The organism is Kribbella sp. HUAS MG21 (genome assembly GCF_040254265.1).
Lineage (GTDB): Bacteria > Actinomycetota > Actinomycetes > Propionibacteriales > Kribbellaceae > Kribbella.
In genome coordinates, this window is sequence record NZ_CP158165.1 from 1,279,160 (window position 1) to 1,291,150 (window position 11,991).

Here is an 11,991-nt window from a genome sequence, read left to right on the forward strand (position 1 = left end):
GAGGATTCCCATGTCCGTCCGTCGAGTGATTGCCCTGGCCGCGACCGGTCTGCTCGCTGCCGGCGTACCAGCGGCCGTCGCGTCGTCCGCGTCCGCGAAGGAGACCGCCGACGCGACCGTCTCGGTCCTGCACGCCGTGCCCGGTCCGACCGTCGACGTCTACGCGAACGGCAAGGAACTGCTGGCCGACTTCAAGCCCGGCACGCTCACCGACCCGGTGAAGTTGCCGGCAGGCACCTACGACCTCAAAGTGACCGCGGCCGGCGCGGGAGCCGGCGGTGCCGCCGTCATTCAGGCGAACGACGTCAAGGTCCCCGGCGGCGCGAACATCACCGTGGTGGCCCATCTGAACCCAGCCGGTAAGCCGGTCCTCACGCCGTACGTGAACGACACCTCCAAGCTCGCCGCCGGCAAGGCCCGCATCACCGTCCGGCATGCCGCCGCCGCTCCAGCGGTCGACGTCCGAGCCGGTGGCGAACCCGTCTTCGAGAATCTTGCGAACCCGAAGGAGGCCAAAGCCGACCTGCCGGCCGGCACAGTGAAGGCCGACGTCGTCCTGGCCGGCACCTCGACCGTTGCCATCGGTCCGGCCGACGTGAACCTGAAGGAAGGAACCAACACGATCGTCTACGCATGGGGCAGCGCGGCCGGCAAGAACCTGAAACTGGCCGTCCAGACGATCACCGGGCTGCACGGCGACCCGCACGGCGTCCCCGGCGGCACCGGCGGCCAGGCAGCCGACGACGCGAACTCGACGGCGGTGTGGGTGACCGGCGCCCTGGCGCTGACCGGTCTGGGCATCATCGGGCTGGGCGTCATCGGGCGCGGTACGGCGGCCGCGCGGTCACGCGCCCGGTCGTGACCGCCGTACGACGTGCGGCCGTCCTCGCGGCGGCCGCACTGCCGGCACTGGTGTTGTTCACCGGGTGCGGCAACGCCGAACGCCGGACCGCAGCCGAGCCCGAGCCTCGACAGCCCACGGCCACCACCCTGCGACCGGCTGCCTCGCCGAACCCGGCCGACACCGCGCCCGCAACGATCCGGACCCGAGATGCCGGCCTGCCGCCGGTCGCTCCGGTCCCCCGGCCGAACCGCTTGCAGATCGACTCGGCGCAACTCGACCTCCAGGTCGAGGCTGTCGGCGTTGCCGCGGACGGACAGATGGAGCTACCACCGAATCCGTCCGTGGTCGGGTGGTACAAATTCGGTCCGGCACCGGTCGACGGCAAGGGATCCGTGGTCCTGGGCGGTCACCTCGACAGCAAGGAGTGGGGCGCGGGTCCGCTGGTGAAGCTGCGCGCTGTTCGGCCCGGTGACACGCTTGCTCTGCGATCGACCGACGGCACGGTCACCAGATACCGCGTGCGGACGGTCGAGGTCATCCCGAAGTCCAGGCTGGCGGTGAGTGAACTGTTCGATCGTGATGGACCAAGCCGGCTGCGACTCGTCACCTGTGGCGGGCCGTACGACCGCAACGGCGGGGGCTACCGCGACAACGTGGTGCTGACCGCCGCGGCCTTCTGATCGTCCACCATCCCCAGTGACTATCCCACCGCCGACCGGATTGGCTAGAGTGCCAGCCGTGACCAGCAACGGTGCTGGCGGGCCGTCGCCGACCGACACCGCGAAAGCATTCGCGGAAGGCCGCGAGGAAGGCCTCGCGGACGCCTACCGTCAGTGGTCCGGACTCATCTACACCCTCGCCTTCCGCGTCCTCCGCGACCGCACCGAAGCCGAGGACGTGACCCAGCAAGTCTTCGTCTCCGCCTGGCGGGGACGAGCGACCTTCGACCCGTCGAGCGGCGAGCTCGGGCAGTGGCTCACCGGCATCGCCCGGCATCGGATCGCCGACAGCCTCCGGGCTCGCCGCCGCGACGACCGCACCGTCGACGCCGCGGCCGGCCTCGCCCGGACCAGCACCGCGGCCGACCGGCTGGACGCCAGTACTGTGGATCGCGTACTGCTGGCCGACGAACTGGCGAAGCTCGATGACCCCCGGCGAACCATCCTCCAACTCGCCTTCTACGAAGACCAGTCGTACCCCCAGATCGCGGAACGGCTTGAGCTGCCGCTCGGCACGGTGAAGAGTCACGTCCGGCGCGGCCTGCTCCATTTGCGCGACCGGCTGAAGGAGGTGAAAGGTGACGAAGCATCTCGATGAGGAACTCCTCGCGCAGTGGGCTCTTGACGGCGAGAGCCCCGACGCGGCAGCCGCCGAGCACCTCCAGTCGTGTGCCACCTGCCGCACCACTCTCGCCGAACTCCGCTCGCTGGTGGGCGTCACCCACGACCTGCCCCGGCTGGAAGCGCCCGGCGCCCATGTATGGCAGCGCATCACCGACGAGCTCGGACCGGAGTACGCGGCGCAGGAGACGACCGACGACGGGCACCGTGCTGCCGGGAACGGCACGCAGGACACCCGGCGGAGGTTCCGGTCGTCGGCGTTGGCGTTGGCTGCCTGCGTCGCCGTCGTACTGGGCGCCGGCGCCGGCATCCTCGGCACTCTGTACCTGACCGACGACGAACCCGACCAGCCGGTCGCCGACGTGATGATCAGGCTGGAGCCGCTCGCCGGCAAGACCGGAGACGGCAGCGCGGACCTCATCCGAGCCTCCACCGGCACCCAGCTGAAGGTCGACGCGACCGGGCTCGGAACCACCACCGCCGGGTACTACGAGGTGTGGCTGATCAACGCCGACGGCCAACGGATGGTCTCGCTCGGCGTGCTGAACCCGCTCACCGGCAGCACGTTCCAGGTCCCCGCGGGCCTGACGTCGCAGGGATACCGCATCGTCGACGTTTCTTTGGAGCCTGAGGACGGCAACCCCGAACATTCACGCGACAGTGTCATCCGCGGCACCCTGCCCAGCTGAGCCCGGCGCGGGACGGGCGATGGGCGAGATCAGCTGAGCTGCTCGCGGTAGGTGCGGAAGGCTTCGATGGTGGCTGTCAGGTAGCGCTTGACGATCGCCAGTTCTTCCGGCGTGAAGTCGGCCGTCGCGGCGGTGTGGTGTACGCCGAGTGGCTGGAAGAAGCGGCCGGCGAACTCGAGGCCTGTCTGGTCGTAGTGGATGATGACGCGGCGCCGGTCGACGGTGTCGCGGACCCGGCGCACATGGCCGTCGCGCTCCAGCCGGTCGATCAGTGTCGTCACCGCGCCGGTGCTCAGACCGAGCTCGGAGGCGAGCCGGCCGGCGGTCATCGGCTGGTCGTCGGTCGCCACCAGGATCCTGATCAGCGCCTCGATGTCGGTGCCGTTCACACCCTGCTGCTGGGCGAAGGCGTGTCCGATCCGCTGACCCTCCGCCACCAGCAGTTGGATCAGCCGGACGAGTTCGTGTCGTTCGCCGTCTGGTCGCCCTTCCGGCTTGCGTCGGCTCACTCCATCTCCTAATGTCTTGATTATCAAGATACTCTGCAATCGAGATTTAGCTCCGCGGCTGAGGGGAGTCACTGTGCCAGGTGCGAAGTGGATACCGCGCTCCCGACGTGTCGCTTTCCTGCTCGTGCTGGTCGGATTCGCGTTCGCCGGAGCCGCACTTCTTGCCCCGGCGGCCGAGCCGGCGGCGCCGCGGTCGTCCACCGGGTTGTCCACCTCCGCCGAGTCGGCCGAGGTCGAGGGCCTCCGGCAACAGTTGCCGGGAGCCGATCAGTCCTCGGCGCTGATCGTCTTCAGCAGACCGGACCAAACGGTGCTGAGCCCGGCAGACCAAGCTGCCGCCGGCGACCAGGCCAGGATGCTCGGCATCGAGGCCCCGGTCCAGTTCTCCCAGAACGGCAAGGCCGGCCTCGCGATCCTGAGTTTGCCCGCGAGCGACGACGACCGAATCAGCCGCACCGTGGACCAACTCCGTGAGGACCTCGACGATCTCCCCGGTGGCCTTCAGGCTTCGGTGACCGGCCCAGCGGCCTTCGCGACCGATCTGACCAGAGTCTTCGACGGCGCGGACACCCGGCTGATCCTGGTGACCGCGTGCGTGGTCGCCATCCTCTTGCTGCTCACCTACCGCAGCCCCGGACTGGTGTTGATTCCGCTGCTGGTCGTGGCCCTGACCGAGCAAGTGACCACCAGCCTGTCCGAACAGGTCCTTTCGCGGCTCGGCATTCCGGGCGGCGGCGCGGTGTCCGGCATCGTCAGCGTCCTGGTGTTCGGAGCGGCGACCGACTACGCCCTGCTGCTGATCGCGAGGTACCGCGAGACGCTTCGGGCCGAGGCCGACGCCCCTGTCGCGATGCGCAACGCCGTACGACGGGTCGCCGAGCCGATCCTGGCCAGCGGAGGAACGGTCATCTGTGCGCTCGCCCTGCTGCTGCTCGCCAGCACCGAGACTCTGCAAGGCATCGCCGTGGGGTGCATCATCGGAATCGCTTTGGCGATGCTGTCGGGCCTCGTGGTACTCCCGGCCGCACTCGTGCTCTTCGGCCGACGGATCTTCTGGCCGTTCGTGCCGCGGGTCGGCGATCCCTCGACCGAGGGCAAGGTCTGGGGCCGGCTCGGCGGTCTGGTCGCCCGGCGGTCCGCTACGGTCCTCACGCTGGCCACCCTCCTGCTCGCTGCCTTGGCGATGGGAACCTTCGGAGTCCGCACCGGCCTCGCCCAGAACGAGCAGTTCCGGGTGGAACCCGAAGCGGTGACCGGCGCCAAGATCCTCGCCGAAGCGTTCCCCGCCGGCGCCACCGATCCGGTGACCGTGATCGGTCCGGTTCAGAAGGCCGAAGCGGTCACGAAGGTCCTCCAACAGGTCGACGGCATCGCCCAGGTCCGACCCGGCGGTCGCGACGGCACGTTCGTCGAGTACGACGTCATCCTGTCCTCCGAGCCAGGTAGCGAGGCGTCGTTCACCGTCGTCCGCGACCTCCGCCTCCAGCTCGACCAGGTCGACAACCAGGTCCTCGTCGGCGGCGGCCCGGCCGAGAGCCTCGATGTCGAGGAAGCGAACGAACGGGACCGGCTGCTGATCATGCCGCTGGTGCTCCTGCTCGTCGGCGCCGTTCTGGTCGCCGTACTCCGATCGGTCCTCGCGCCGATCCTCCTGCTGCTCACAGTGGTCGCGTCGTTCTTCGCCAGTTTCGGCGCCAGCTGGCTGCTGTTCGACCACGTGCTCGGCTTCCCCGGACTCGACGGCTCGGTGGTCCTGCTGTCCTTCCTCTTCCTGGTGGCACTCGGCGTCGACTACAACATCTTCCTGAGCACACGCGCCCTGGAGGAGACGCCGACCGGCGGGACCAGAAACGGTATGGCGAAAGCACTGGCGGTCACCGGTGGAGTCATCACGAGCGCCGGTCTGCTGCTCGCCGCCGTGTTCGCGGTTCTCGGCGTCTTGCCGCTCATCACCCTCACCCAGGTCGGGATCATCGTCTGCGTCGGCGTCCTGCTCGACACCCTCCTCGTCCGCACAGTCGTCGTACCCGCCCTCGCCTTCCTCCTCGGCGAGCGCTTCTGGTGGCCCGCCCGACCACACCACGAGCAAGCCGGCTACAGCCCTCGCACAGGCAAGCGCGCGCGGTGAGCCGCCGCGAAACCGGCGCACCGAGTCCCTCGATCTCCTCATTCTCATCAATGAGTAGCGGGGTATTTCCGTAGCGTGATGAAGGCCCAGCGCAATGGGTTCGTCGTCGCATCTTTTCGCTTTCCATTTCTGTTGACGGAGAGTGACTTGGGTTACGGTTTGCCGCAAGGGGAGAGTCACAATCCGGGGGGCCGGCATGCCGAAACGTCTCGCGACCGCATTTTTCGGTCTCATTACTGCGGTCGTGATGGTGCTAGGCCTCACCGCCTCGCCCGCGCGGGCAGCCGACGGTGATCCTGCGTCCTCCGTTGTGGCGACGTGGTCATGCACCAGCAGTCCCTGCCCGTGGGGCCCGTCGGACACCAGCAACGCGGCGGTCTGGCCGGCCGAGGCCGAGCCGATCCGGGCCCGCTACGGCTACACCGTCTCCCACGACGTCTACGCCCCGGTGTCCAAGGTGGCCGGCTGGAAGATCACCGTCACTTCCGGCAGCGCCACCGTTTACGCGGGCCCGGCCGACGACTCGCACTCCCCGCTGGCCACGCTGTCAGCCGGCCAGAGCTACACCGTGTCCAGCGCCCTGAACAGCAGCAACCTCGTCAGCGTGCAGAGCGGATCGCCGTTCGAGTACACCATCGTGCCCGGCCCGCCGGAGCCGGCCTCCGGTGACCGCTCGGTGCTGGCCACCTGGAACTGCACCAGCAGCCCGTGCCCATGGGGCCCGTCGGACACCAGCAACGCGGCGGTCTGGCCGGCCGAGGCCGAGCCGGTCCGGGCCCGCTACGGCTACACCGTCTCCCACGACGTCTACGCCCCGGTGTCCAAGGTGGCCGGCTGGAAGATCACCGTCACCGCCGGCAGCGCCACCGTTTACGCAGGCCCGGCCGACGACTCACACTCCCCGCTGGCCACGCTGTCAGCCGGCCAGAGCTACACCGTGTCCAGCAACCTGAACAGCAGCAACCTCGTCAGCGTGCAGAGCGGATCGCCGTTCGAGTACACCATCGTGCCCGGCCCGCCGGAGCCGGCCTCCTGTACCGACCCCACCACCTGCGACCCGGTCTCCTGGGTCAGCGCCCGCTGGCGCTACGCCGGCACCGGCGAGAACCCCGGTGACTGGTTCGGCGGCGTGATCACCTGGCCGGCCGGCACGGCGTACCAGGGCAACGGCCGCTCCGGGTTCAACGCGCGCATCGTCTACTCGGAGTCGGGCGTTCCGCTCTACCCGTACATGGGTGCCTGGGCCGACGGATGCACCGTCCGCGTGGTCACCGGCCGGGTCCTGATCATCGAGTGGGAGCGCGGTACGGACGTGTGGCGAGAGACCCTCGTGAACGCCGGCCAGACGTACACCATCTCGCTCAACGGCTCCGAGGACGGCGCCATGATCGAGACGAACAACGACCTCGAGCCCTTCACGGTCTCGGTGAGCAACTGCACCCCGCGGCCGCTCTCGGAGTCGAACAACCGCCTCCCGGTGGCGAACGCCGGTGCGCCGCAGTCGGCCGTGACTGGTGCGACCGTGACCTTGAACGGGTCCGGCACCGACGCCGACGGCGACGACCTCACCTACGCGTGGACCCAGACCGGTGGACCGGCGGTGACGCTGTCCAGTACGACGGCGGCGAAGCCGACCTTCACCGCCCCGTCCTCGGCGTCCACGCTGACCTTCAGCCTGGTGGTGCGGGACGGCAAGGCCAACAGCGCGGCGGCGACCACCACGGTGACCGTCACCGATCCGAACCTGGCCCGGGGCAAGACCGCCACCCAGTCGAGCACCAGCGGTACCGCGGTGGCGGCCCGGGCGGTGGACGGCAACACCAACGGCGTGTTCTCGAACGGCTCGGTGACCCAGACCAACCTGTCCACCCAGCCGTGGTGGCAGGTCGACCTCGGTTCCGCAGCGGCCGTCTCCACGGTCACGGTGTGGAGCCGGACCGACGCGAACCGGATGGGCAGCGGCTCGGTGTTCATCTCCTCGACCGACATGACCGGCCGGTCGCTGTCCTCACTGCGGGCCGACGACTCGGTGAAGGAGCTGCCGTTCTCGGCGTTCTCGTCCACCACCGACAGCCTGACCCTGAACGCGGGCAACGCCACCGGCCGGTACGTGCGGGTGCAGCTGTCGAGCATCCTCGCCACCCTGAACCTGGCCGAGCTGCAGGTCCGCGGCACTACCGGCGCCGTGAACCTGTCCACCAACCGCCCGGCCGCGCAGTCGTCGACCGACGTCGGCACCGCCGCCCGGGCCGTGGACGGGAACACCAACGGCATCTTCGCCGCCGGGTCGGTGAGCCGGACGGCCTCCAGTTCGCAGCCGTGGTGGCAGGTCGATCTGCTGACCAGCTCCCGGATCAGCAACGTCACCGTGCACAACCGGACCGACGCCTCGACCGAGAAGCTGAACAACGCGGTGGTGTTCCTCTCCACCGCCAGCATGTCGGGCCGGACCTACACCCAGCTGATGGCCGACTCCACGGTGACCAAGCTGAACCTCGGCGCGACGCCGGGGGCGGTCACCAGTCTGCCGACCAACACCGTGGCCCGCTACGTCCGGGTGCAGTCGCCGGCCACCAGCGCCGGTGTGATCAGCCTGGCCGAGGTCACGGTGACGGGCACCCAGCCCCACTGACGCACGACCAGGAATCGCCTGGTCAAAACTAGAGCCGGTGAGGGGACTCGAACCCCTAACCACCGCTTTACAAGAGCGGTGCGCTGCCAATTGCGCCACACCGGCGGGTGTGGGCTACATAGTAGAGGATCTGGGTGGCGGCTAGCGGGAGCGGGCGTCGGCGGTCGGGCGGTGGAGGGTGCGGGCGCCGGGTGCGGCGGTGAGGGCGATGGCGGCCAGGACGAGGAAGGCTGCTTGTGGGTGGTCGACCAGTAGGCCGACGATCACCGCCACGAGCAGGCCGCCCAGGTTGCCGGCCAGCCAGATCAGGCCCGCGGCGGTGCCTACGGCTTCTCCGGTACGGCGTTCTACGAGTTCCAGGACGACCGGGAGCGCCGGGAGGAGGAGTGCGCCGATCAGGGTGATCGCGATGAAGCCGGTGGCCACGCCTGGAGCCAGGGCCAGAAGGGTGCAGGCTGCAGCGGTGATGGTCAGGCTGATGACCAGGAGGGTGGATTCGGCGTGGAAGCGGGCTACCAGGATTGGGATCGTGGCGCTGCCCAGGACGCCGGCTATGACGTTGAGTAGCAGGATTGTGCTGGCGGTGGGGGCGGTTACTCCGGCAGGTTCCAGGAGAGCCTGGGTGAAGGTGCTCAGGGCAACGAAGACGCCGAAGGGGAAGATCGCCAGGATGCAGAGGCGGCGGATCAGCGGGTCGGCCCAGGCAGTGGCCAAGGCGCTTCGGTCGGTACGTCGCCGAGCCGGGGCGGGGTTCGTCGGAAGCGTCACCAGGGCCATGACCAGGACGGCAGCTGACACCAAGCAGAAGACGGCAGTGACCACCAGCATCGTGCGGAGCGCGGTGGGGAAGATCGCGGAGAGCAGGAAGGCCATGAGCATGCCGGCGAAGATGCTGGCCGTGCCGACGGCGATGCCCGTGGGGCGGTGCTTGGTTTCCAGGTAGCGACCGGTGATCCCGGTGACGGCGTTCAGGACCAGGGGCTGCGCGACCGATGCGATCAGCTGGCCCGCGAGGAGCCAGCCGAAGTCGTCGCCGATCAGGCGTACGGCGGCACCGACCGCCGTCAGTACTGCGCCCGCGATCAAGCCGGCGCGGAACCAGCGGTCCAGGATCAACCCGCACGGGATCGCGAGTACGACGTACAGCAGCGGGAAGACCTGCGCGAGCCAGCCGATCGCGGTTTCCGAGACGCCGTACCGCGCGGCGGCCGCGGTGGTGACGCCGGCGAAGTTCAGCCAGACCAGCTGGGTCGCGGCGCCGACGAGCGAGTAGCCGGCGATCGCTGACCACCGGCTCCGGATTTGCATGCGCGCACTGTACGCCGATGCGCGTACAAAGGAAGCATGATCGACTGGGAGGGGCCGCTCAGCGAAGCGTTCGAGCGAGCGACGAAGTATCTGAACGAGTTGCCGGAGCGCCGCGTCGGTCCGGAAGCGACCGCCGCCGAGTTGCACGCGGCGCTGGGCGGGGCGCTGCCGAGCGGGCCGACGGATCCGCGCAGGGTGATCGCGGAGCTCGCGGACGGGGTGGACGGCGGGCTGCTGCCGAGCGGGAGCGGCCGGTTCTTCGGGTTCGTGTTCGGCGGCGCCACGCCGGCGTCGCTCGCGGCCGACTGGCTCACGACGACCTGGGACCAGAACGCGGGCCTGTACGCCGCCTCGCCTGCGGCCGCCGTGATCGAGGACGTGACCGCGCGCTGGCTGGTCGAGCTGTTCGGCCTGCCGCCCACCACGAGCGTCGGGTTCGTGACCGGCGCGCAGATGGCGAACTTCACCGGGCTCGCCGCCGCCCGCCACGAGGTACTGCGGAACGCCGGATGGCAGGTCGAGCGCGACGGGCTGATCGGGGCCCCGCCGATCCGCGTGCTGGCCGGGGCGGACCGGCACGACACGATCGACCGGGCGCTGCGCTTCCTCGGCCTCGGGACGAACTGCATAGAGCCGGTCGCGGTCGACGAGCAGGGCCGGATGCGTCCGGAGGCCCTCGTGGACGCGCTCCGAGACGGTGGCGCTGGGAGTGCGACGATCGTCTGCGCGCAGGTGGGCAATGTGAACACCGGCGCGTTCGACCCGGTCCGCGAGATCTGCGAGCTGGCGCACGAGCACCAGGCGTGGGTGCACGTCGACGGCGCCTTCGGGCTCTGGGCCGCCGTGAGCCCGCAGCTCCGACCGCTGCTCGACGGCATCGAGCTCGCCGACTCGTGGGCGACCGACGCGCACAAGTGGCTCAACGTGCCGTACGACTCCGGCCTCGTGCTCTGCGCCCACCCGGAGGCGCACAGCGCCGCGATGTCGATCCGGGCGGCGTACCTGATCCAGGACGAGGCCGGCGAACGCGACCCGCTCGACTACAACCCGGAGTTCTCCCGGCGGGCGCGCGGGATCCCGGTGTACGCCGCCATTCGCGCGCTGGGGCGTACCGGAATCGCGGAGATCGTCGACCGCTGCCACGCGATGGCCGGCCGGTTCGCCGACGCGCTCCGGACGGACGGGGTCGAGGTGCTCAACGACGTCGTACTCAACCAGGTGCTGGTCCGGTTCGGCGACGACGACGCCGTCACGCGCCGCGTGGTCGCCGAGGTCCAGGACGAGGGCACGTGCTGGATGTCGGGCACCACCTGGCACGGCAAGGCGGCGATGCGGATCTCGGTCACCAACTGGACGACCGGCCCGGACGACATCGACCGCTCGGCGGAAACGATCCTCAGAATGCTGCGGAAAGTTTCCTGATCGGCGGTGTCGATTTCCGGAACGTTCGCTCGACGCAGGTGCGTACGACGAGCACAGGAGGAAACATGTCGTTCCAGGCGTACTTGGACAAGATCGAGGAAAAGACCGGGAAGACCCCGCGGGAGCTGGTCGACGAGGCGCACCGTCGCGGGTACGGCGCACCGGACGTCAAGGCCGGCGTGATCCTGGACTGGCTGAAGGCGGACCACGAGCTCGGCCGCGGTCACGGGATGGCGCTGGTGCACGTGATCAAGAACGGGCCGCGGATCAGCGACAAGCACGTGGGCAGCACCGGCACGCACGCCGACCCGAGCAACGAGCTGTGGCTGGACGGGAAGGCGACGAACCCGCTGAACGCCTAGCGCTACGGTAGGCGCGTGGATGCGAAGAAGTCACCGCGGGACAAGTGGATCACCGTGTACGGGCGCAAGCCCGTACTGGAGGCGCTGCACGATCCGAAGCTGTCGGTGGCGAAGGTGGTGCTCGCGGACAACGCGACCGGGCACTCGATGCAGGAGATCCTGCGGGCGGCGGAGAAGTACGGGACGCCGGTCGAGCGGGCGACCGCCAGCCGGGTGAAGTGGCTGGCCGGGAACGGCAAGCACGACCAGGGCGTGGTCGCGGACGTGGACGCGCCCCGGATGACCCCGCTGGAGGAGTTCGTACGGAGCCGCGGGAAACGGCCGACCAACGTTTTCCTGCTCGACGGCGTGACCAATCCCGGAAACGTCGGAATGATTCTGCGGACCGCGACCGGGGCGGGGTTCGACGGGGTGATCCTGCCACGGGCCGGTACGCCGCATGTCGGGCCGCTGGTGATCAAGGCGTCGGCAGGTGTCGCGTTCCAGGCACCGATCGTGAACACGTCCACCGCGAAGGCCGCTGTCGATCTGCTGCGTACGGCGGGCTACCACGTGTACGGGTTGTCGGCCCGGTCGCAGGACTCGCTGTTCAAGGCCGAGCTCGCGCCGCGCGCCGTCTACGTGCTCGGCGGCGAGACCAACGGCATCACGGTCAGCACCGACTCCGACCTACAGATCCCGCTGAACGCCGGCGTCGAGTCCCTGAACGTCGCCGTAGCCGCCGCAATCGTCGCCTTCGAGGTCACCAACCGCTGAC

General features: G+C 69.4%; 11 protein-coding genes and 1 tRNA gene. 9 read left to right on the top strand and 3 right to left on the bottom strand.

Annotated elements, in window-relative coordinates:
- Positions 1-10: 10 nt before the first annotated feature.
- The 4 genes from ABN611_RS06225 to ABN611_RS06240 are packed head-to-tail and all read left to right on the top strand — an operon-like array spanning position 11 to position 2,873.
- The gene (locus ABN611_RS06225) at positions 11-862 is read left to right on the top strand and encodes a DUF4397 domain-containing protein (RefSeq protein WP_350278820.1); all 852 of its coding nucleotides are present in this window, start codon (positions 11-13) and stop codon (positions 860-862) included.
- The gene (locus ABN611_RS06230; protein WP_350278821.1) at positions 859-1,524 is read left to right on the top strand and encodes a class F sortase; all 666 of its coding nucleotides are present in this window, start codon (positions 859-861) and stop codon (positions 1,522-1,524) included. The genes ABN611_RS06225 and ABN611_RS06230 overlap by 4 nt, the downstream gene beginning before the upstream one ends.
- A 58-nt stretch (positions 1,525-1,582) precedes the next feature.
- A complete protein-coding gene (locus ABN611_RS06235; protein WP_350278822.1) occupies positions 1,583-2,161 on the top strand; it encodes a sigma-70 family RNA polymerase sigma factor in 579 nt (192 codons plus the stop codon).
- On the top strand, positions 2,142-2,873 hold the full coding sequence (locus tag ABN611_RS06240; protein ID WP_350278823.1) for an anti-sigma factor: 732 nt from the start codon (positions 2,142-2,144) through the stop codon (positions 2,871-2,873). Before ABN611_RS06235 ends, ABN611_RS06240 begins: the two co-directional genes overlap by 20 nt.
- 29 nt (positions 2,874-2,902) lie before the next feature.
- Here ABN611_RS06240 and ABN611_RS06245 read toward each other — a convergent pair whose 3' ends face one another.
- Positions 2,903-3,382 carry a MarR family winged helix-turn-helix transcriptional regulator gene (locus ABN611_RS06245; RefSeq protein WP_350278824.1) on the bottom strand — a complete coding sequence of 160 codons (480 nt, stop codon included), beginning with the start codon at positions 3,380-3,382 and terminating at the stop codon, positions 2,903-2,905.
- A gap of 16 nt (positions 3,383-3,398) precedes the next feature.
- On the opposite strand from ABN611_RS06245, the gene ABN611_RS06250 reads away from it, so the two are divergent.
- Together ABN611_RS06250 and ABN611_RS06255 are read left to right on the top strand one after the other, a co-directional pair.
- Positions 3,399-5,510 (top strand): MMPL family transporter, encoded by a 2,112-nt coding sequence (locus ABN611_RS06250; RefSeq protein WP_350278825.1) that lies wholly within the window; start codon positions 3,399-3,401, stop codon positions 5,508-5,510.
- 196 nt (positions 5,511-5,706) lie between these two features.
- The gene (locus ABN611_RS06255; protein WP_350278826.1) at positions 5,707-8,142 is read left to right on the top strand and encodes a discoidin domain-containing protein; all 2,436 of its coding nucleotides are present in this window, start codon (positions 5,707-5,709) and stop codon (positions 8,140-8,142) included.
- A gap of 32 nt (positions 8,143-8,174) precedes the next feature.
- On the opposite strand, the gene ABN611_RS06260 is transcribed toward ABN611_RS06255, so the two are convergent.
- Positions 8,175-8,247: transfer RNA gene (locus ABN611_RS06260), tRNA-Thr, on the bottom strand.
- A gap of 36 nt (positions 8,248-8,283) precedes the next feature.
- Positions 8,284-9,450 carry an MFS transporter gene (locus tag ABN611_RS06265; RefSeq protein WP_350278827.1) on the bottom strand — a complete coding sequence of 389 codons (1,167 nt, stop codon included), beginning with the start codon at positions 9,448-9,450 and terminating at the stop codon, positions 8,284-8,286.
- Positions 9,451-9,486: 36 nt separating this feature from the next.
- Here ABN611_RS06265 and ABN611_RS06270 point away from each other — a divergent pair, with 36 nt between their 5' ends.
- From ABN611_RS06270 to ABN611_RS06280, 3 genes are all read left to right on the top strand, one after another.
- Complete coding sequence (locus ABN611_RS06270) at positions 9,487-10,872, top strand: aminotransferase class V-fold PLP-dependent enzyme (protein ID WP_350278828.1); 1,386 nt, start codon at positions 9,487-9,489, stop codon at positions 10,870-10,872.
- A gap of 65 nt (positions 10,873-10,937) precedes the next feature.
- Positions 10,938-11,234: a DUF4287 domain-containing protein gene (locus ABN611_RS06275; protein ID WP_350278829.1), complete on the top strand. Its 297-nt coding sequence runs from the start codon at positions 10,938-10,940 to the stop codon at positions 11,232-11,234.
- Between the two features lie 15 nt (positions 11,235-11,249).
- Positions 11,250-11,990: an RNA methyltransferase gene (locus ABN611_RS06280; RefSeq protein ID WP_350278830.1), complete on the top strand. Its 741-nt coding sequence runs from the start codon at positions 11,250-11,252 to the stop codon at positions 11,988-11,990.
- Position 11,991 lies beyond the last annotated feature (1 nt).